General features: G+C 45.8%; 19 protein-coding genes. 6 read left to right on the forward strand and 13 right to left on the reverse strand.

Going from position 1 to position 21,897, the window contains the following annotated elements:
• Window positions 1-32: 32 nt before the first annotated feature.
• From pabC to yceD, 9 genes are all read right to left on the reverse strand, one after another.
• Window positions 33-881, reverse strand: coding sequence for an aminodeoxychorismate lyase (pabC, locus tag JC525_RS08625; RefSeq protein ID WP_198815463.1), 849 nt, complete (start codon window positions 879-881; stop codon window positions 33-35).
• 341 nt (window positions 882-1,222) lie between these two features.
• Window positions 1,223-2,461, reverse strand: a complete 1,239-nt coding sequence (gene fabF, locus JC525_RS08630) for a beta-ketoacyl-ACP synthase II (RefSeq protein ID WP_198815464.1) — start codon at window positions 2,459-2,461, stop codon at window positions 1,223-1,225.
• 79 nt (window positions 2,462-2,540) lie between these two features.
• Entirely contained in the window at window positions 2,541-2,780 is a 240-nt protein-coding gene (gene acpP, locus JC525_RS08635; RefSeq protein ID WP_012518211.1) for an acyl carrier protein, read from the reverse strand.
• Between the two features lie 200 nt (window positions 2,781-2,980).
• Complete coding sequence (gene fabG, locus JC525_RS08640; protein WP_198815465.1) at window positions 2,981-3,721, reverse strand: 3-oxoacyl-ACP reductase FabG; 741 nt, start codon at window positions 3,719-3,721, stop codon at window positions 2,981-2,983.
• 9 nt (window positions 3,722-3,730) lie between these two features.
• The gene (gene fabD / locus JC525_RS08645) at window positions 3,731-4,660 is read right to left on the reverse strand and encodes an ACP S-malonyltransferase (protein ID WP_198815466.1); all 930 of its coding nucleotides are present in this window, start codon (window positions 4,658-4,660) and stop codon (window positions 3,731-3,733) included.
• Window positions 4,661-4,728: 68 nt separating this feature from the next.
• On the reverse strand, window positions 4,729-5,694 hold the full coding sequence (locus JC525_RS08650) for a beta-ketoacyl-ACP synthase III (RefSeq protein WP_198815467.1): 966 nt from the start codon (window positions 5,692-5,694) through the stop codon (window positions 4,729-4,731).
• Window positions 5,691-6,716 (reverse strand): phosphate acyltransferase PlsX, encoded by a 1,026-nt coding sequence (gene plsX, locus JC525_RS08655; RefSeq protein ID WP_198815468.1) that lies wholly within the window; start codon window positions 6,714-6,716, stop codon window positions 5,691-5,693. The genes JC525_RS08650 and plsX overlap by 4 nt, the downstream gene beginning before the upstream one ends.
• A 15-nt stretch (window positions 6,717-6,731) precedes the next feature.
• Window positions 6,732-6,902 (reverse strand): 50S ribosomal protein L32, encoded by a 171-nt coding sequence (rpmF, locus tag JC525_RS08660; protein WP_012518206.1) that lies wholly within the window; start codon window positions 6,900-6,902, stop codon window positions 6,732-6,734.
• A gap of 3 nt (window positions 6,903-6,905) precedes the next feature.
• The gene (gene yceD, locus JC525_RS08665) at window positions 6,906-7,439 is read right to left on the reverse strand and encodes a 23S rRNA accumulation protein YceD (RefSeq protein ID WP_105931044.1); all 534 of its coding nucleotides are present in this window, start codon (window positions 7,437-7,439) and stop codon (window positions 6,906-6,908) included.
• Between the two features lie 176 nt (window positions 7,440-7,615).
• Here yceD and JC525_RS08670 point away from each other — a divergent pair, with 176 nt between their 5' ends.
• Window positions 7,616-8,236 carry a Maf family protein gene (locus JC525_RS08670; RefSeq protein ID WP_198815469.1) on the forward strand — a complete coding sequence of 207 codons (621 nt, stop codon included), beginning with the start codon at window positions 7,616-7,618 and terminating at the stop codon, window positions 8,234-8,236.
• A 7-nt stretch (window positions 8,237-8,243) separates the two neighbouring features.
• Here the strand turns inward: JC525_RS08670 and JC525_RS08675 are convergent, their stop codons facing one another.
• On the reverse strand, window positions 8,244-8,951 hold the full coding sequence (locus tag JC525_RS08675; RefSeq protein WP_198815470.1) for an HAD-IA family hydrolase: 708 nt from the start codon (window positions 8,949-8,951) through the stop codon (window positions 8,244-8,246).
• Window positions 8,952-8,956: 5 nt separating this feature from the next.
• The gene (rluC, locus tag JC525_RS08680; protein ID WP_198815471.1) at window positions 8,957-9,898 is read right to left on the reverse strand and encodes a 23S rRNA pseudouridine(955/2504/2580) synthase RluC; all 942 of its coding nucleotides are present in this window, start codon (window positions 9,896-9,898) and stop codon (window positions 8,957-8,959) included.
• Between the two features lie 792 nt (window positions 9,899-10,690).
• Here rluC and rne point away from each other — a divergent pair.
• The 4 genes from rne (at window position 10,691) to JC525_RS08700 (ending at window position 17,836) form a co-directional block, all read left to right on the forward strand.
• Complete coding sequence (gene rne, locus JC525_RS08685; protein WP_198815472.1) at window positions 10,691-14,155, forward strand: ribonuclease E; 3,465 nt, start codon at window positions 10,691-10,693, stop codon at window positions 14,153-14,155.
• A 92-nt stretch (window positions 14,156-14,247) separates the two neighbouring features.
• The gene (locus JC525_RS08690; protein ID WP_198815473.1) at window positions 14,248-15,429 is read left to right on the forward strand and encodes an oxidoreductase family protein; all 1,182 of its coding nucleotides are present in this window, start codon (window positions 14,248-14,250) and stop codon (window positions 15,427-15,429) included.
• A gap of 114 nt (window positions 15,430-15,543) precedes the next feature.
• Complete coding sequence (locus JC525_RS08695) at window positions 15,544-17,115, forward strand: sensor histidine kinase (RefSeq protein ID WP_198815474.1); 1,572 nt, start codon at window positions 15,544-15,546, stop codon at window positions 17,113-17,115.
• A 43-nt stretch (window positions 17,116-17,158) separates the two neighbouring features.
• Window positions 17,159-17,836, forward strand: a complete 678-nt coding sequence (locus JC525_RS08700; protein ID WP_198815475.1) for a response regulator transcription factor — start codon at window positions 17,159-17,161, stop codon at window positions 17,834-17,836.
• 107 nt (window positions 17,837-17,943) lie between these two features.
• On the opposite strand, the gene JC525_RS08705 is transcribed toward JC525_RS08700, so the two are convergent.
• Complete coding sequence (locus tag JC525_RS08705) at window positions 17,944-18,408, reverse strand: GNAT family N-acetyltransferase (protein ID WP_198815476.1); 465 nt, start codon at window positions 18,406-18,408, stop codon at window positions 17,944-17,946.
• Window positions 18,409-18,695: 287 nt separating this feature from the next.
• On the opposite strand from JC525_RS08705, the gene JC525_RS08710 reads away from it, so the two are divergent.
• Window positions 18,696-21,020: an FdhF/YdeP family oxidoreductase gene (locus tag JC525_RS08710; protein ID WP_198815477.1), complete on the forward strand. Its 2,325-nt coding sequence runs from the start codon at window positions 18,696-18,698 to the stop codon at window positions 21,018-21,020.
• A gap of 1 nt (window position 21,021) precedes the next feature.
• Here JC525_RS08710 and fdhD read toward each other — a convergent pair whose 3' ends face one another.
• Entirely contained in the window at window positions 21,022-21,897 is an 876-nt protein-coding gene (gene fdhD, locus JC525_RS08715) for a formate dehydrogenase accessory sulfurtransferase FdhD (RefSeq protein WP_332874092.1), read from the reverse strand.

Genomic DNA, 21,897 nt, shown 5'->3' on the forward strand with positions numbered 1-21,897 from the left:
TGTGAAAGCGTAACCCGCACGAATGCGTAAGGTCATTGCTTTCCATCATCCAATCGTTTCTGTAATGCTTTAACTGGCTTACTTTCAACGTCAAAGCTGACCATGGAGAAATCTGGCATTCGACATTCCTTTACTGGTATTACTCCCATCAAAGCATTGGTTATCACGACAGCGCTTGCGCTTTGCAAGTGGTCGAGTTGATACTCTCCGACATGCAGTGCGTGATTATCGTTCAACAATGAATCAATAAGGTATTGTCTCACCACGCCATTTACTCCACTTCCTTTCAGTGAAGGGGTGTACCAAGCGTCGTTGTAGAAAAAAAACAGATTGCCAGCGCTCGATTCGATCACATTGTCTTGGGTGTCACATACGATAGCGTCGTCTACGTGGGCTTCGTTCACTTCATGCTTGACCAGAACCTGCTCTAGCCTATTCATATGTTTAACGCCTGCAAGCAGCGGTTGAATGGCTAGCCGAGTTTGGGCGCATATGACAGACAAACCTTTGTTAGCCATAGTCTCATAATGACTAGGAAAAGGATGCTGACTAAATCTTACCTGCGCCACACTGTCTTCGCTTCGCGCATATCCTCTACCCGTCTGCCCGCCTGAAATGTGCACTTTTAAGACGTATTTGGAACCCACATCGTTACATGATGATGTGGCAATATGGTCAATATGCTCACTAATCGCTAGGTCGAGTGCGTTGATATCAATATCAAGCTTAATTGCTGCGGCGTCGTGCTTTAACCTGGATAGATGATAAGGTTTTAGCTCTACTTTATTGCGGTGGACCAACAATGTGGTAAACACACCGTCTCCGTAATTAAACGCCCGGTCACTCGATGAAACTGGCGTAGCATTTGGAATAATTATCAATGCCTAGTCTTACTTGCTGATTTACTGGTTAGCAGGAGTATACCAACTTGCGTTGGTCAAACAACTTATAGCGTTATTCAGTATAGGCTTGTCATCGTATATGAGTATTTGATATTCGTTTAACCTACCCAACGACAATAAGACTTATACAGTTGAATAGGGAAGAAAGGGGTGTGGTTTTTCATAGTGCAAACATCACGTACGGCTTCAGCTCGTTTGTAGCGATGGACACACTGCGCATTTTTTTGATGGCATCTACTAATGTGCGGGTTCAAGGTGAAGTGAATGTAAAAGGCAGCGACTAGCTGCCTTTAAACGTGATATCTATTCTTTGAATAGACCTACATTCGTTTGAAAACCAACGAACCGTTTGTACCGCCAAAGCCGAATGAGTTACATAGCGCATAATCTTCATTGAAGGCTTTCGCTTTGTTTGCGACAAAATCTAAGTCGCATCCTTCGCCTGGCTCATCTAAATTGATAGTTGGCGGCGCCATCTTGTCACGCAACGCTAAGATAGTAAAAATCGCTTCTACAGAACCAGCGGCACCTAACAGGTGGCCCGTCATGGATTTAGTAGAACTTACCAGTAGCTTGTAAGCATGATCATTGAAAACGCGCTTAACTGCCGCAACTTCAGCAATATCACCAGCTGGCGTTGATGTACCATGGGCGTTCACGTAACCAATGAGGTTCGCGTCTACGTTTGCGTCATTGATAGCGTTTTGCATTGACGCTGCTGCGCCCTCACCATCCTCTGGTGGTGATGTCATGTGATATGCGTCGCCGCTCATACCGAAACCAACAAGCTCAGCATAAATATGCGCGCCACGCGCTTTTGCTGCCTCGTATTCTTCCAGCATGATAACACCAGCGCCCTCGCCCATAACAAAACCATCGCGGTCTTTATCCCATGGGCGACTTGCAGCCTGTGGATTGTCATTGCGAGAAGACAACGCGCGCGCTGCGGCAAAACCTGCCATTCCTAACGGTGTGATAGACGCTTCTGCACCGCCAGCTAACATCGCATCTGCATCGCCATAAGCGATAGTTCTTGCGGCAATACCAATGTTGTGAACACCTGTCGTACATGCAGTCACAACGTTTAAATTCGGTCCTTTCAACCCTTCCATGATAGACAAAAAGCCAGAGATCATGTTGGTAATGGTTGAAGGTACAAAAAATGGCGATACGCGCTTAGGACCGCTATTTGTCAGCTTTAAATGGTTTTGTTCAATTTGTTCTAAACCACCGATACCTGAGCCAATAGCAACACCAATACGGTGAGCATTATCTTTAGAAACACTGAAACCAGAATCGACTAGCGCTTGCTTGCCAGCTGCAATACCCAACTGGATGAAGCGGTCCATTTTTTTGGTTTCTTTCTTTTCAATGTATTGCTGCGGATCAAAATCATTGATTTGACCTGCGAAACGGGTTGAATAGTTACTACAATCGAAATGGGTGATTTCACCGATGCCGCTCTCGCCCGCGAGCAATTTGCGCCATGTGTCTTCGCTATTAAGACCTAATGGTGAAAGCATTCCAAGACCAGTAACCACTACGCGACGTTTTGTCACAAAAAGCCCTCGCTTTGGAACTAAGGTAGGAGATACAAAAACGGCTCTTTATAAGAGCCGTTTTGTCGCTACTTAAGACTTAAGCGTCTTTGTTAGCGTTGATGTAGTCAATTGCTGATTGAACTGTAGTAATTTTCTCTGCTTCTTCGTCAGGAATTTCAGTATCAAATTCTTCTTCCAAAGCCATTACTAGCTCAACAGTGTCAAGTGAATCAGCGCCTAAATCGTCAACGAATGAAGCTTCTGCTTTTACTTCTTCTTCTTTAACGCCAAGTTGTTCAACGATGATTTTCTTAACGCGTTCTTCAATGTTACTCATAATTCTAGGTTTCCCTTAAAACGTCACTAGATAATAAAAGTGCCGCTAGTTTATTTTGCAAGGTGCATCCTTGCAAGCACCAGTTTAAACAAATTTTCTGGTCAAACCAGCGACATTCGAAATTCGTAAAATACTATTTTTACATCCAAGTTCAGGTAAATACCACCCCAAACTAAGGAAAATTCGCAAAAATTGCGAATTTACCCCATATACATACCACCATTAACATGGATGGTTTCGCCTGTAATATAGGCTGCACCATCGCTTACCAAAAAGGCAACAGTGGCTGCAATTTCATCAGGCTCGCCTAATCGGTTAGCCGGAATATCTTTAAAAATGGCGGCTTTTTGATCATCACTTAGCGCCTTTGTCATATCAGTATCGATAAAACCAGGGGCAACAACGTTGATTGTTATACCACGAGAAGCCACTTCTCTGGCCATAGATTTAGAAAAACCAATGACGCCGGCTTTCGCCGCAGCATAGTTGGCTTGACCAGCATTACCTGCGCTGCCTACCACAGAACCAATATTTACTATGCGCCCAAAGCGTTTCTTCATCATACCGCGAAGTACAGCTTTTGACAGCGTAAATATTGAAGTAAGGTTAGTATCTATAATATCTTGCCACTCGTTATCTTTCATGCGCATTAAAAGATTATCGCGCGTAATGCCTGCATTATTGACTAAGATATCAATTCCACCGTGAGCGTCGTTAATCGCTTTCAAGGTAGTATCAACACTTTCCTTGTCGGTAACATTCAGTGCAAAGCCTTGACCACCAAACTCAGAAAGATAATCACTGATTGCTTTTGCGCCATTTTCACTCGTGGCTGTGCCAATAACCGTTGCACCTTGCTGTGCAAGTTGCGTTGCAATGGCCTTGCCTATACCTCGGCTTGCTCCGGTTACCAGCGCAATTTTACCGTCTAATTGACTCATTGCGATTCCTTATTGTTTTAATGCTTCAACACCGTCAGGTGTATTCACTGCAAGAGACGCTAAGCTCTTGTCAATGCGTTTATTAAGGCCTGTTAGCACTTTGCCCGGGCCTACTTCGATAACACGCTCTACACCCGCTGCGGCTAGGTATTCCACCGTACGTGTCCACTGAACTGGGCAGTAAAGCTGTCTCACCAGCGCGTTTTTGATTGCATCACCCTGTGTTTCAATGGTGACATCAACATTATTAACAATATTGATTGCAGGCTCGTGAACATTTAAAGAAGAAAGCGCTTCTTCGAGTTTATCCGCGGCCGGTCTCATTAGCTCACAGTGAGAAGGCACACTTACCGCAAGCGGCAGCGCGCGTTTAGCGCCAGCTTCTTTACACGCGTTAGCAGCTTGTTCTGCCGCGTTTTTCTCACCCGCGATCACAACCTGACCCGGTGAATTAAAGTTAACAGGTGCAACAACGTCACCAGTGGCAATGGCGGTTTGGTGACAAATATCTGCTATTGCTGCGTCTTCCAAGCCGATAATGGCATACATAGCGCCCGCCCCTGCCGGCACGGCCTCTTGCATGTATTTACCACGGGCTTCTACCAATTTAATGGCGTCAGAAAAGTCCATCGCGCCACCGCAAACTAGCGCTGAATACTCACCAAGGCTGTGCCCTGCAAGGTAGTCTACGTCTATACCTTGCTCACGAATTACACGCCAAATGGCAACACTTGCAGCAAGTAACGCTGGCTGAGTGATATGGGTTTCGTTAAGTTTACCGTCTGTATCGTTTTGAACTAAGTCCCACAGGTCATAACCGAGTGCATCAGAGACTTCTTTGAAGGTTGCTTCGATAATCGGAGACGTCTCAGCAAGCTCTTTTAGCATGCCTACGCTCTGGGAGCCTTGCCCTGGAAATACACAAGCTGTCTTTGTCATGTCGATTCCTTATTATTGTTTTACTAGAAACGAGAATACATTAAAAATTTCTGAAGCGATTGCCGAGCTTAATAGCGAACCAGCGCCGATGCCCAAGCAAATCCGCCTCCAAATGCTTCTAGTAATAAATGCTGTCCGCGTTGAATACGCCCGTCTCTAATAGCAGTATCTAATGCTGTTGGTACGGTAGCTGCGGATGTATTACCGTACTGCTCTAATGTAAGCACGACCTGGTCAAGAGACATATTCAGCTTTTTCGCTGTGGCTTTAATAATTCTAAAGTTTGCTTGGTGTGGCACTAACCAGTCAAGATCAGATTTTTCCATACCGTTAGCAGCAAGGGTTTGCTCCACTACTTCTGAAAGCTTAGTTACCGCAACCTTGAAAACCTCGTTGCCGCGCATAACACCCCAGTTTTCGTGCACTGATTGCTCATCACCACGGGTTGGATTTCCAACGTACAACAAATCTCCGTGAGAGCCCGATGCGTTGATGTGGGTCGAGAGAATACCAGGCTCATCGCTTGCTTCTATTATCGTTGCCCCTGCGGCATCACCAAATAGAATAACCATGGTTCTGTCTTCGGGGTTGATCAAGCGACTTAAACAGTCAGTACCGACGACAAGAATGCGTTTCGCCATGCCTGACTTTATGTACTGGTCGGCTACACTCAAGGCGTAGCAATACCCTGCGCATGCAGCAGCTACATCAAATGCGGGAATACCGTCTAAATCAAGAATGCGTTGAATTTCGCATGCTGTGCTTGGAAGCGCATAGCGACCGCTTGTGGTCGCGCACACAATCATGTCGATAGATTTTGGGTCGATGCCGGCCATTTCAATGGCTTTTTTACTGGCTTCTGCCCCCATGGTAGCAGCGGTTTCATCTGCTCCGATAATGCGTCGCTCTTTAATGCCAGTACGGTCAGTGATCCATTCATCACTGGTGTCTACCATTAATTCTAAATCAGCGTTCGTACGCACGTCGCTGGGATAATAGCTACCTGTTCCTATAAAGCGTGAATATTTGCTCAAAGCTGCTCCAACAATACCGTTTCTATCTTTGTCTTTATCTTTTCAGGTAAATGCATCTTTGCTTCTTTCATTGCTTGCACGATGGCGTAATAAAAGGCGTCTTTTTGTGCATTTCCGTGACTCTTGATAACAATGCCGCGCAATCCTATCAGACTCGCACCGTTATACTGGTCGGGGTTCACACTGTTATAGATAGATTTCAGTAATGGGAAAGCAATTTTGGCTAATAATCGGGTATATAAATTCTTCTGTGTCTGACGTTTCACCTCGTTAATCACTAACTTAGCTAACCCTTCGCTAGATTTTAGCGCTACGTTTCCAGTGAAGCCATCGGTAACAACCACGTCCGCATGGTCGGTAAAAATATCATCGCCCTCAACATAACCAATGTAGTTAATGCCAGGCGCGTCTTTGAAAAGCTGGTCGGCAGATTTTACCTGCGCATTACCCTTAATATCTTCTTCACCCACATTTAGCAAAGCAACGCGAGGTGACGCAATGCCAGCAACTTCTTGTGCCAGTACTGACCCCATAACGCCATATTGAAAAAGTATTTCAGGCGTGCAATTTACATTGGCGCCTAAATCGAGGAGAAATACATTGTGGTGCCCTGTGGTAGGCATCATATTTATAAGCGCGGGTCTATCTATACCAGACAGAGTTTTAAGCAGATAAAAAGATAGAGTGAGTAGCGCTCCAGTATTGCCTGCACTTACGCACGCATCTGCTTCGCCACTTTCGACAAGCTCAATAACGCGGCGCATAGAAGAGTCTTTTTTATTTCTGAGCGCTGATGTCGGCGCTTCGCCCATTTCAACGACTTGCGAACAGTGTTTTACAGAAACACGACGGCGCTCTGTATCAGAAAGTGGTAGAAGACCTGAATTGATAATTTCTTCGTCACCGCACAACATGAAATGCACATCGGGGTGAAGTTGGATAGCCTTGACGGCTGCAGAAAGGATAACAGGGGGACCATGATCGCCCCCCATGATATCTAACGCGATGGTTAGTGTAGACAAAATGTAGTCGCCGTATTACGCGCCGATTACTTTCTTGCCTTTATAATAACCGTCAGCAGTCACGTGGTGACGACGGTGAGTCTCGCCTGACGTTGAATCGACAGACAAAGTCGCGCCTGTCAATGCATCGTGTGAGCGACGCATACCGCGCTTAGAACGCGTTTTACGATTTTGTTGTACTGCCATAACTTACTCCTGGTCTCGCTTAAGTTCTTTCAAAACCGCGAAAGGGTTTTGTCGCTCTTGTTCCGGTTCAATCTTTCCAAACGACATGTCGTCTCGCTTTACCGTACACTCCGACTCTGCATGAAGGGGTACGATGGGCAAAGATAACAGTAGCTCGTCTTCAAAAATTTGAAGCAGACTAACTTCTCCGTGGTCGTTGACCTCTACCGGTTCGTAAGCCTCGGGAATGATGTCATCGCTTTCCTGCTCTTCTCCCTGCACTGGAGTAAAACAGAATTCCGCTTCCACGGGATAATCAAGTTCACCATTACACCTTTGACAGATAAGTGTTACCTGCGTGGCTAGGCGGCCGTGAAAAACAGTAAGACCCTGCGCGTCTTTTTCGAACTGTACTTCTGCGTCCACATAGTCATTGCATCGGACAACTGCTTCACTCAATCGTTCCATATCTTTAGACGCAATCACGCCCCGATAGTCGGAACGTTTCATGGCACTTTTAGTCGGTTCGACCGAATGAGGGAGTTTCACTTTCTGCATAGGGCGCGCATGATAAAGGGTCAACCCCTTCCTGTCAAAGCATAATTGCGTTTTAACTTACAATAAAAGGCTGTATATATCGAGCGATGATAATGTACCATCGCCGGATAAACCCTCGGTAAAAAATCGATAAAAACATCTATTACAAGATGATGATTTCTATATAAGGAGTATTTGTGGCTCATCTGATTCTCGCCTCCTCTTCTCAATACCGGAAAATGCTGCTGGAAAACATTGGTATTCAGGTAGATACATACGCTCCGGATATTGATGAAACGCCCTTATGTAATGAAAGCCCCACTGCGTTGAGTTTGCGTCTTGCAGAGGCAAAAGCGCGCAGGGTAGCGGCTGAATTCAATTCTTTAGATAGCGATGTCATCGTTATCGGTAGTGATCAAGTCGCGCTAGTGCAAACAGGCACTGGTCCCCAGTTGCTCGGTAAACCCGGTACGTCTGAAAATGCAGTTAAGCAACTGATGGCATGCCAAGGTAAGCAGGTTTCATTTTATACCGCCCTTTGTTTGCATCAGCCTGCATCGAAGAAAACGATTACACAGGTGGATGAAACACGAGTATTTTTCCGTCATAGCAGGGAAAAGGCCATTCGCGCTTATGTAGAAAAAGAACAGCCTTTAGATTGCGCAGGTAGCTTTAAAAGCGAAGGATTAGGTATTTTGCTGTTTGAGAAAATTGAAAGCCGAGATCCTAACAGTTTAATAGGCCTTCCTATTATGCTGTTAAATGAGTTACTCGGCGCTCACTTCAACGTTGATTTGTTAGAGATAGCGGCGCGTTAAAAAAGCGCTAATTAAAAAGCGCGGCTTCCAACTCACTAACAGAATGAACTAGCGCCACGGGTGACAACGCTTCTAGATGCACCTGCGCATGCACGCCATATGACACCCCTATTCTGTCCATACCAATAGTTCTGGCCATTTGCATATCGTAGGTGGTATCGCCAATCATAACTGCATCGCTTATTTCAAATCCAAGTTCATCTAAAAGCTGCAACAGCATATCAGGCGAAGGCTTTGACTCGGCCTCGTCGGCGGTTCTTGATGCACTGAAGAAGCTGCCCGTATTGGTTTGCGCCCATGCTCTGTCAAGGCCGCGGCGTGCTTTTCCTGTAGCAACCGCCAACGTACACCCCGCTTCCTTTAAACTAGACAATAATGAATTAACACCATCGAACAACGGACAAGGCGTGGTATCACGGGTCACAAATGCATCTTTGTAGGCAGCTACGAGCCGCTCTGCTAATTTGTCATCTTCAATGTTGAACAGCTTTTTAATAGCCGGTTTTAGGCTGATACCAATAATATGCCCAACCTCGTCATAGGTTGGAATTGGCATATCGCATTGCTTTGCGGCAATTTGCATACAGCTTACAATTTTCGCCGCCGAGTCCATTAAGGTGCCATCCCAATCGAAAATAACTAATTTATATCGGGGCTGCTTTTCGTTTAACGAGGTAGAGGTCCGTACAGCGGCCTCCTGAGCTTTTGATTCCATAACTACTAAAGGGCTTTAAGTGTGTTTACAAGAGTATCGTCTAACGGTGCAGTAAACGTAACGCGTTCTTCCGTTGCCGGGTGCAACAAAGAAATACTGCGAGCGTGAAGAAAAAGTCTATTCAATCCTTTTTGACGCATGGCTGCATCAAAATCCGCGTCACCGTATTTTGGATCGCCCGCAATTGGATGCCCTGCATGTAAACAATGCACACGTATCTGATGAGTCCTGCCTGTTATTGGCGATGCCTCAACAAGGGTGGCACCCGCATATTTTTCTAATATGCGGTAGCGCGTTTCGGACGGCTTACCATCTTCACTCACACTGACCATGCGCTCACCTGATTGCAGCACGTTTTTGCGAAGGGGCGCTTTGACTTTAAATCTGCTATCTGGCCACTCTCCTGCCACTAGCGCATTGTAGCGCTTGTCCATTTTACCTGTGCGCAGTTGCTCGTGCATATGGCGAAGTGCAGAACGCTTTTTCGCTATTAAGATACACCCAGAGGTATCCCTATCTAACCGGTGGACCAGCTCCATAAATTTGGCATCCGGACGCAACGCTCTCAACCCCTCAATAAGCCCGAAGCTTAACCCGCTCCCGCCATGAACCGCTGTTCCTGATGGCTTGTTAATAACAAGGAGGCGATCATCTTCAAACAAGATATGCGATTCTAACGATGCGATTTTATCAAGCTTTGGCGAGGGTGCAGGCGCGCCTTCCGACACGCGAACCGGTGGAATTCTGATTAGGTCGTCAGCCTGAAGCTTATATTCTGGCTTCACTCGACCTTTATTTACCCGCACTTCGCCTTTACGCAAAATGCGATAAATCATGCTTTTTGGCACACCTTTTAGCTGCGTGCGCAAAAAATTGTCGATACGTTGCCCAGCCAAGTCGGCCTCAACGGTTACAAAACGTACTTTTTGGAGAGATTCTTCTTTCATTCACTAAGTATACCTCAATGCTATTTCTATCGGCTAACTGAAAGTCATAAAATATTGAAAATAACCCTTCCCGCTGTATTTTTGAGCAAAGCACCCATTTTGTGGGCAGACCAGTAAGAGATAAAAAGATATACACAATTTATTCACTTGCTGTCCTTGCTAAAAACGGGGTTTTGGTGCGATACTTAACGGCGTTTTTGGCACGGAATAATTCACACTATAATTTTTGGTAGCAGGCGGTTTCTATCCCCTACCTCAAAATCGTGAAACTCAGCGTTATAAAAACAACAAACAAGACCGAATCAGCGAAAAAATAAAGGCGCTGTTCAAACTTGTATACGAAAAAGCATGGCGATCGTGTTGGTGGCATCCGCAATGAAAAAGTACTTTTCATACCAACCTAGCGAGAGAGGCAACGACTACACTGCCGTAATAAAGCAACCGCCATTGCTTGCGAACATAAAATAAGTTTGCCGTTAAAACAGAATTAAATGACACGTGAGCAAAAAAAGATTGCTCGCGATAATGAATACAGTAATAAGGGCAAGTCGCTCCCGACATCCTTAAAGCAGTGTGACCATAACGATTCATTCGCTACGTTGTTTCAATACGAAGTAAGAATGATATCGAGTAACTCTAGACGTTAAAAACGACGTCAAAATGGTCAACCACCAAGGATAATGCGGCGTTACAACAAAGTCCCCGTCCAGCCGTGAGGTTGCGCGGTGAGGGTTTGCACATGTCACTTTAATTTTGTGTCTTAACGGCTGTACTAAACCAGAGTTAGATACAATGAAAAGAATGTTAATAAATGCAACTCAGCAAGAAGAGTTGCGCGTTGCCCTTGTCGATGGGCAACGGTTGTACGATTTAGATATAGAGAGCCCGGGACACGAGCAAAAAAAAGCAAATATTTACAAGGGTAAGATAACCCGCGTTGAACCTAGCTTAGAAGCTGCTTTTGTTGACTACGGCGCTGACCGCCACGGTTTTCTACCTCTCAAAGAAATAGCCCGCACTTACTTCCCTAAAGGTTACAAATTCGAAGGCCGCCCAAACATCAAAGATGTGATTAAAGAAGGCCAAGAAGTTATTGTTCAAATTGATAAAGAAGAACGCGGTCAAAAAGGCGCAGCCCTCACCACATTTCTTTCACTTGCAGGTAGCTATTTGGTACTTATGCCAAATAATCCTCGTGCTGGTGGCATATCTCGCCGTATTGAAGGTGACGAGCGCACAGAACTAAAAGAGTCGCTTAGCAAACTCGAACTTCCAGACGGCATGGGCCTTATTGTTCGTACTGCTGGCGTAGGAAAATCTTACGAAGAATTAGAGTGGGATTTAAAAGTTCTTCTGAAGCACTGGGAAGCTATTTCAGAGGTTTCTCAGGAGCGTGAAGCACCGTTCTTAATTCACCAAGAAAGTAACGTTATTGTACGTGCAATCCGTGACTACCTTCGTCGCGATATTGGTGAAATCCTAATTGATAAAACCAGCATATATGAGCAAGCGCTACAGCATATACAGCTAGTACGACCAGACTTTGCTAGCCGCGTAAAATTGTACCGCGGTGAAGTTCCACTGTTTAGTCACTATCAAATTGAAAGCCAAATCGAGTCTGCATTCCAACGTGAAGTTCGCTTACCTTCTGGTGGCTCAATTGTTATTGACCCAACAGAGGCACTAACTTCAATCGATATTAACTCTGCTCGCGCAACGAAGGGCGGTGATATTGAAGAAACTGCGCTCAACACCAATTTAGAAGCCGCAGACGAAATTGCCCGTCAGCTACGTCTGCGTGACTTAGGTGGCCTTGTGGTTATCGACTTTATCGATATGACTCCTGTGCGCCATCAGCGTGAAGTAGAAAATCGCATGAAAGATGCGGTAAGAAGCGACAGAGCACGGGTTCAGCTAGGGCGTATTTCACGCTTCGGCCTGCTTGAAATGTCTCGTCAACGCTTACGTCCGTCGCTAGGCGAATCAGCGCACCACGTGTGCCCTCGCTGTTCAGGTCATGGCACCATTCGCGGAACCGAGTCTTTAGCGTTATCGATTCTTCGCATACTAGAAGAAGAAAGCATCAAAGAAAATACGGGGCAAATTGAGGCACAGTTGCCTGTACCAGTTGCAACATACTTGCTCAATGAAAAGCGAAAATCTATCCAGCTCTTAGAAAAGCGTCATGGCGTTGATTTACTGCTTATACCTAACGCTAATTTAGATACGCCGCATTACCAAGTATTGCGTCGTCGTCCTGATGATGTTCTATCAGATGCTAGCTACGAAGTTGAGTTGATGCCTGCGGTGGAAGCGGAAACTGATGTTTCAACCTCTGCCCCTGTTAAGCGAGAAGAGCCTGCGCTTAAAGGTTTAGTTGCACCAACGGCGGCGCCAGTAGTTGCACCTAAAGAAGAGCCTGTTCAGAAAACTGATGATGTGCCTTCTTTATTTGCTCGCATTGGTAAGTGGATTAATGACTTGTTTGGCTCTGAGAGCGAACAAGGAGCGAGTCAAGATAAGACGCAACAGGCTGACGAAAATAGTAAGTCGAGAAACAACCGCAGTCGTAACAACGACGATCGACGCCGTAAGCCACGCAGCAAGAACAACCGTCGAGGCAATCAATCTCAAAATAGAGATCAGGCTAAAGAACATAGTCGCGATAACGAACAGCAAGATACTCGCAAACCACGCAGTGAGCAGCGCCCAGAGCAAGACGAAAAGCGTAACAGCAAAGTCCGTAAGCCGCGTAAAGCACAGCAACCTCGTGATGAGCAGCAAAAGCCTAAGCAGGAAAAACAAGAAAGCGAACAGCAAGACACCCAAGTGCAGAAAAAGCGTGAAGTGGCTGAACGTAGAAAGCGTCGTGACAAGCGTCGTAGTGTTCGCGTAAATAAAGATGAGGTTGCGTCTGATACTATCGAGCAGACTGAAGCAAAAGCGCCATCAGCACCAAAAGGCAGTGATGCGGTAAAAACACCTCAACAAGAAAGCAAAGCGCAAAGCAAACCTAAGAGCGATGCTAAGCCTCAAAAAGCAACAAAACCTGATGAGGTCGAAGAAAAAACAGAAAATGCTGTAGAGCAAGAACAAAAGCCACAGCCTAAGAAGTCTGCAAAGAAATCTGCTGATATCGCAGTAGAATCTAAATCGACATCTGACGTCGAAAAGACGGAAGAAGGCCATCCAGATGCGTCTGACTCGACAGATGCAAGCGGTGAAGATAATGGACAGAAACGAGAGGGACGCGGACGTTCACGCCGTTCTCCTCGTCACGTCCGTGCAGCTGGTCAGCGTCGCAAGAAAGAGTCGCAGTTAGCGGACGATTCAGAAACACAGGTTAAGCAGCCGGGCGAGCTAGAATCTCAAGATACAGAGGTTAAAGCAGAGTCTCCTGTAAAACCAGAAGCGCCTGTCGTTGAAGAAACTCAAGCTGAAGAGCCAGGTCAATTAGCTTCTGCTGATGAGCAGCCTGAATCAACGCAAGAGAAGCAACAAAGCGCTAGACTCGCAGTTGAAGCAGTTCAGGATGAACTTCAATTTGATGCAGAGCCTTCAGCCGATAAACAAGAGCCATCAGCTGAGAAACAAGAGCCATCAGCTGGTGCCGAGAAATCTGCGGTGGTAGCTAACGAGGCGTTAGTGCAAGACGAAGAGCCTTCAGCGGAAAGTGCAAAAGCTCTAGAAGAGGCTAATGACTTCGTTGAAAAAGCAGCTTCAACTGAGAAAGAACCAGTGGCCGAACAAACTCGCACGTCAGAAGACAAAGAGCAGGTTGCAGACACCGCTCCTATTGCTGATAGCTTGGCCGCTAAAGAAGAAGTAAAAACAGAGGTTTCTGCTGCTTCTCAAAAAACAGCGGCGTCGCCAGAACAAGTTGAGATTAACTTAGCTGATACAGGTTCTGAAAAGACAGAAGAGCCAGTGTCAGAAGAAGCGACATCAGAAACAGCAGTTGAAACACCTGTAGTTTCTAAGCAGGTTGATGACAGCGTCGCCTCCTCCACTGAAGTTAGCCTTGCGGCTAGTGGAAAAGGTAAGCGTGGCGCATCACATCCGATGGCCCTACCTGCAACAGTGAACGACACATTCGTTGATGTTGCGCTAACGGCCAAAGCTGATGACGCTCGCCCTGCCCTAACAGTATCAGGAAAAACCGCAGCGATGGCTCGTGTAGCGTCTCGTGCTTCGGCACCGACTACGTTACCTAAGTCAGCCGAAACTGCTGTTGAACCTGAAACGGCTGCCGAATAGCAATTTGCTAATATAGTAAAAAAGCCGCTTTCGAGCGGCTTTTTCGTTTGTTAAATTGGCACATACTTCTTCCCAAAAGTCGCTGGTGAGAAATGGAAAATTCAATCGATAATGACTATACAACCTGGCTTGGCGAAGCATGCCGTGCCTGTGTTGTCCATACACATATGATCCAACCTCTTTGGAGCGGCTATGGCGCGTGTTTTAGAGCCAAACTGGAATACGCTACTCCTGTTGGTTATAAAAAAGAACATAGGCTTGAGCAAGACAGCACTGGCTCTGATGTGGCTGCTGGCACTAAAAACAGCGAGTTTTATCCCATCGCTCATAGCAAGCGCTTCACCCACGTCGTTGTGAAATGCGCGTCGCCGCCAAGCAATTTAGCCCACCCAAAAGGATGGAACGGACAACGAAGTGACGAACGCAAGCGTCACTCTTTTCGTGTTGAAAACTATTTTTACGATAAAGTGCAGTGGTTGACTACTGAAAGATGTAGAACAGCCACTTGCGTCGCGCATGCGCAAAAAGGAGATTCAACGCTACTTGTAATGGAAGATTTAGCGCACTGTGGCTACACCCATACCTCAATGTCTCTTTCACCGAATAATGCAAAAACGGTGCTTAAATGGCTGGCTCATTTTCACGGGCGTTTTTTGACTAAAGAGGCAGGCGAGAAAAATCGAGATACTAATCTTTGGCCGGAAGGCACCTACTGGCACTTATCCACAAGAGAAGATGAGTATCAGGCAATGCCTGAAGGTTTGTTGAAGCAAAATGCCGAAGCTATTTCTAAACGTCTGTCCAGCGCCCGATATCAAACGCTTGTGCATGGCGATGCTAAAGTAGCCAATTTTTGTTTTACCGCAGATTTCTCATCCTGTGCTGCTGTTGATTTTCAATACGTAGGCTATGGCGTAGGAGTAAAAGACGTTGCCTATTTTTTGGGAAGCGCGCTAACCACGCAAGAACAGCAGGAACACCGTGAAACGCTACTCGACACGTATTTTAATGAGTTAGAAATAGCGTTACTCGCTCGCTTGTCTGAAAATGATCTTCACTGCGCCTTTACACACAGCGATAGCTCTATAAACAACGATGCTCTTATGTACAACGACGTAGTGCAAGTAATCAAAGAATGGAAATACCTATATAGTTTTGCCTGTGCAGATTTTTATCGTTTTCTAGCGGGCTGGAGCCCAGAGCATTGGAAACTTGACCAAGAACTCCAGCATCAAACAGACATTGCATTGGCCAAGTTGAGCAAAGATATATAGCGTTTAACACCTAGCTCGCTTTTCTACCTAACGTTAAACCTCAAATTGCGTTAATTTTGCACCGTTACATACCGTTATACGTATATACAAGTAAATATATGTAACGCACTTATCATGTATAAACGCAAACTTTACCTTTTTGGCCTGCTTTCAACGTTTATTTTGCTAATCGCGCTTGCCAGCGCGGCGGTATCTGCACATTTAACTCGAACTAACTTAGCGCAAGCCCAACTTGCTCAGTCACTATTATCAGAACATCAACAGCTCTCCAGTATTTCGTACCGCTTATTTAAGCAACTTACCGACGAGCTCATTTTTGGTAAAAACGCCAATCAGGCAAAGGTAAGAAACAAACAACAACAGATTGAGAATTCACTAAACCGCATTAAATCACTGGAACTCGACCAGCGCGAGGCACTGGGTCTTGAAGCGACACTCGGCAGTGTAGAAGACACCGGTGAACTAGAGACCCTTATTCAAAGTATTGTAGAAGAATTCAGGGCAATTGCGCTTAGCAACGACAACACTCCGCTTAATCAACAGGAACGGTTACAAACCCTGCTTGAGGTAACCATCGACAATCAGTTCAGAGAAGCTATCAACTCTGCGGTAAATCGCCAAACGGGCGTGGTCTCGCGTATCAATGCAAGTATTGAAACGCTCAACACCAGCATTGTGTGGTTTACTATTAGCTTAGGGCTCATCACCTGCCCATTCATTTTACTCGGGTGTTATTGGCTTTTTAACGCGCTTTATCAACCGCTTACTGTTATACGCACAGGCACCGATGCCATTGCATCGGGTAACTACCATTATCGACTGCCGGAAACCTTGGATAGCGAGTTCACCGATCTAGTGAAAGCGTTCAACTCGATGATAGTGAGGCTTCAAGAGCACGAGGACCAGGCTGATGCCCATCGAAAACATCTAGAGTTTGAGGTTGAAAGTCGGACACGAGCGCTCAAAGAGGCTAATGACAAATTAACCCAGCTAGACACTAAACGCCGCCAGTTCATGGCTGATGTTAGTCATGAATTACGCACGCCGCTTACTATCATTCGCGGAGAGGCGCAGGTAACGTTACGCCAAGCTGCAGCAACCAATGAAATTTATAAAGAAACCCTAGAGACGATTCTTGAGCAAGCCGTGAATCTGAGTAAGCTTGTCGATGATTTGCTGCTACTGGCACGTGCTGAAATGCACGAATTTACCGTAGATTTGGTGAAATCAGATTTACACAACCTGCTTACTCAAAACATGCACTTATGGCAAAAACTTACAAAACCCAGAGCCTTTGATTTGGAATGGCTAGCCAACAAGAACCTTAACGTGCTGATCGATAAAGACCGAATATTGCAAGTGTTGACCATCCTTATCGAAAACGCACACAAATATTCTTATGCTGATGCCCCTATTACACTTCAGGTTGAACATTCAGGAACCACTATCATGATCTCCGTAATCGACACGGGTGATGGCATTTCATCAAGCGATTTACAACATGTCTTCGAACGGTTTGTTCGACTAAAACGCAAAGGCAATGGTATGGGGTTAGGCTTGTCTATCGCTAGAGCGATAGTAGAGGCCCATAACGGTACCCTATCAGCACAATCGACGTTGGGCAAAGGTTCCCAATTTACGCTTGCGCTCCCCGTTTTGGATGATCAAATAACATCATTAGCGTAAACCGTCGTAACATTATTATCGAACCTTTAGGATTATAAAAACAATGAAAATTCTTATTGCTGATGACGAAGCCCCGCTATTGCGCTTTTTGTCCCGAGGTTTGAGTGCCGAAGGTTTCGAATGTGTCGAGGAATCAGCGCTACATAATTTAGTGACGCGCATACGTCATGAATCTCCCTCTATCATTGTGCTCGATAGAATGTTCGGTGATGAAGACAGTGTGGAATTGCTACCCGCAATAAAATCATTACCAAACGCTCCTATGGTTTTGCTTTTAACTGCTGTAGATGAAGTACGCGAACGGGTAAACGGCTTAAAGCAAGGCGCCGACGACTATCTATGTAAGCCCTTTGACTTTGATGAGTTACTGGCCCGTATAACGGCCCTTGGCCGCAGGGTAACGCACGCACCGGCGTCAAATAAGGGGCTTTCCGTTGGTCCGTTAGTCATTGATGACGAGTCCAGGATCGCAACCTTGAACGACGTAGAAATATCCCTTACTAAACTGGAGTACGATATGCTCTACTATTTTGCCGAAAATGCTGAAAAAGTGCTGTCTCGTGAACGCATATTAAGTCGAGTCTGGCGAAGTCACAGCGACCCGCTAACCAATGTAGTTGATGTATATATCAGTAGGTTGCGTCAAAAACTTCACAGCAGTGATGCCATATTTATTGAAACCCTGCGGGGTAACGGGTATCGATTGACCACCAGAAAATAGTCGTTTCGTCTAATGAGCTATTGCAATAAAGCTAACGTGTAAAGCGCTCGTTCACCAAACGTATAAGCCGGTTAATTGAAATGTATCAAGTAGAGCTAGATGAAAAGCTAACTCTTCGCTGTGGTAACTCTTTTCATATCGATATGGGGAATGTTGTCTTCCAAATACATCGTTGAGGTAGCTTCGAACCCAAAACTTTCGTAGAAGCGTTTTAAGTACTCCTGCGCGCCAATTTCAATATCGCAGCCTGGCCACAGGGCTTCGCAGCGACTGATCGCCTCTCGCATGAGGGCTTTCCCTGCTCCCTTTCCTCGAAAGACTTCACTGGTAGCAACCCGACCGATGCTTACCGATGGATAACTTACACCTTCGCAAAGTAATCGTGCACACGCCACCAATTTATTATCTTGAAAACCCATTAAATGATGAGTTTGCGGAAGACGGTCTTTTTCATCAAGTTCTGGATAAGCACAGTTTTGCTCAACAACAAAAACGTCCACACGCAGTTTGAGCAAGTCGAAGAGTTGGTGATTAGTCAGGTCATTAAAGGTGAGTGATTGCCAAGAAACCATGTTGCCTCGTTGATTGATGTTCAAGCCGCCTAACAAACAGTTGTCATTAGGATGTTAAGATAGGCACTTGTGCCGGGTAGCGCTAGTTAGAATAAGAAAGCAAAGTGTAACCTCTGACGCTTTGTCTCACAAATTACTCGGCGAATTTGTTTTCGCCAACAACCTTACATATTGTCTTATGGTGTAATTGTCAATTTAGCCCTCTTTACTGTTGGATTTCATCCAATTGAATAGTTAAGGTGTATCAAAAACAAAGCTTCTAAACATTCATAGGCATAGCAGATAGCATGAGCGACAAACGCAATATCAAAAATTACGACAAGCCAGCTGGTGGTTGGGGTGCATTAAAAAGCGTTACCCAAAGCTGGCTCCAAAGTGAAAAGCCGCTGAAAAACCTACGAGCTATGCTGAAGACCAATCAGGATAAAGGCTTTGACTGCCCTGGCTGTGCATGGGGCGAGTCACCGGAAAGTGGATTAGTTAAGTTTTGTGAAAATGGCGCTAAAGCGGTTAATTGGGAATCTACCGGTCGCTATGTTGACCCAGCGTTTTTCTCAAGGCACTCAGTAAGTTCGCTCAAAAAGCACACTGACTATTGGTTAGAATCACAAGGCAGACTCACCCACCCTATGCGCTTCAATGCTCAGACTGATCATTATGAACCCGTATCATGGGACGATGCCTTCGCACTTATCGCTAAATACTTAAATGGTTTACCCTCACCTCATCAGGCCGAGTTTTACACCTCTGGACGAGCGAGTAACGAAGCGGCCTATCTGTACCAGCTATTTGTACGCGCATACGGCACCAACAACTTCCCAGATTGCTCAAATATGTGTCATGAAGCATCAGGCCAGGGCATGAAACCAACTATAGGTGTAGGTAAAGGCACGGTCACCTTCGATGATTTTGCCAAAGCCGATACGATTTTTGTCATCGGTCAAAACCCAGGGACTAACCACCCTCGTATGCTGGAGCCACTGCGTGACGCTGTTCGCCGAGGGGCACAAGTTGTTTGTTTTAACCCGCTTAAAGAAAGGGGTTTAGAGCGCTTTCAACACCCTCAACATCCCGTCGAAATGATCACCAATGGGTCAACGCCAACAAATACAGCTTACTTCAGGCCTGCACTTGGCGGTGACATGGCGGTAATGCGCGGCATCGCTAAATGGCTAATCACGTGGGATGACGAAGCGAAAGCGAAGAACGAGCTATTGGTATTAGACCATGACTTTATTCAAACTCACACAAGTGGGTTAGACGATTACTTAACTGCGGTTAAGGCTACCAGTTGGGAGCAGATTGAAGCGCAATCGGGTCTCTCAAAAGACGAGATACAACATGCAGCTATGATGTACAGGCGTGGTGAACGCGTCATCATGTGCTGGGCGATGGGGATCACTCAGCACAAACATTCTGTTGCGACGGTGCAAGAGATAGTAAACGTCCAGTTATTACGAGGCAACGTGGGTAAGCCTGGGGCAGGCTTGTCACCTGTTCGGGGCCATAGCAATGTACAGGGTGATAGAACCGTAGGTATTAACGAAGCGCCGCCAAAAGTACTACTCGACTCGCTGGAAGCAAGGTTTAACTTTGCCGTACCTCGAGAAAGAGGCCACAACACTATTCAAGCCATTCAGGCTATGGAACGTGGTGAATCAAAGGTATTCATTGGCTTAGGTGGTAATTTTGCCCAAGCCACGCCAGATACCCCCCGTACTCATGCTGCTTTGTCGAAGTGTAATTTGACGGTAAATATTGCGACAAAGCTTAATCGCTCTCACCTCACAACCGGAAAAGATGCCTTAATTCTGCCCTGCTTAGGAAGAACGGAAATTGATTTACAGGCAAACGGACAGCAGGGTGTAACGGTGGAAGACACGTTTTCAATGGTCCATCTCTCTTATGGTCAACTCCCCCCCAGTTCAAACATGTTGCAGTCAGAGCCTGCCATTATTGCGGGCATAGCAAAGGCTACACTTGGCAATAAACCGGTGGACTGGGACTTCTTAATTAGCGACTACGACAATATTCGCGAGCTTATTGCTGATACCATAGACGGCTTTAAAGATTTTAATAAAAAAGTGTCTCGGCCTGGTGGCTTTCATCTGGGTAATGCAGCAAGTAAAAGACGTTGGTTAACGCCTTCGGGTAAGGCAGAATTTGCGACGAATACGCTACCAGCGTCTTTGCTAAACACCGACATCGCAGCAAGAGGCGAAAAGCCTGATCTCATATTGCAAACGCTGCGCTCCCACGACCAATACAACACCACTATTTACGGCATGGACGATAGGTACAGAAATGTGTTTGGCGCGAGAGACGTGCTGTTTGTAAATGAAAGTGATATAAAAAAGCTTGGCTTTAAAGACGGGGAGAAAGTGGATATTACGTCGCTGTGGAACGATGGTCGAACCCGTCAAATAAAACAGTTTATGCTAGTGGCTTATGATATTCCTGAGGGGCAAGCTGCTGCCTATTACCCTGAAACAAATCCGCTTGTACCCCTTGAAAGTTACGGAGACGGCACTTTTACCCCGACTGCAAAGTTTATTGCTATCAAACTTACTAAATCTGAATCTGATGGGCGTATTCCGATTTCTTCAACGTAAACTAAGGTGCGCCTGGCACGAATGCTCGGGGAGCATCGTGCTTGGGTACATGGATAAGGGTTACACCATGTCGGTTCGCCCATTTTACTGAAAGCGCCGTTGGCGCAGACAGTGTCACTAATAACGCAAGCCTTGCTCTAATTGCTTTTTGAACAAGTTCAAGGCTGCAACGGCTAGTTAAAACCGCAATGCTCTCGGTATCGTAATACCCCTTCGAGGCAATAGCCCCAATAAGCTTGTCAAAGGCATTATGTCGCCCTATATCTTCCCTACATGCTATGACATTTCGCTCTTTGTCAATGTATAAGGCCGCATGAACTGCACCACTTTTGTGGGCGAGGTGCTGGGCTTTTTGTATCGCGGTTCGCAAGCCTTCGAACCAGCTAGTGGGTGGCAGTGCTACGGTGTCAACAGGTACGAGCGCTGGCAGTGCGTTGTCGAGGGCTTCAATACCACACAAACCACACCCCGATGCGCCTGTTAGCTGACGTTTCTTTTCTTTTAATTTCCAAAACGCCTCATTTGCTATTTCGACTTCCGCGTTAATATGCTCTTGATGATGAGACACATCGATATTATAAAGCTGCCTGGTGTGCTCAATGATGTCATTAGACAAGCTAAAGCCAATGATAAAGTCCTCGATATCATAAGGAGACACCAACATTACCGCGTAATTTATGCCGTTATAGCTAATACTAAGAGCAACTTCTTCAGCAAGTATAAACCCTTCGTTATCTGCGCTATCTCGAATAATCACGGCTTGCTTTTTATCAGCTCGTTCGCCTTTGTTTTCATTCTTATTTTCGTTTTTTACGGCCACAGATGCACTAGCATGTTCAGCTAAAACGTTTTTTGTTGACGATTTTCTTGTTGACAC

The sequence above is a fragment of the Alteromonas sp. IB21 genome (genome assembly GCF_016405965.1).
In the GTDB taxonomy this organism is placed as follows: domain Bacteria; phylum Pseudomonadota; class Gammaproteobacteria; order Enterobacterales; family Alteromonadaceae; genus Alteromonas.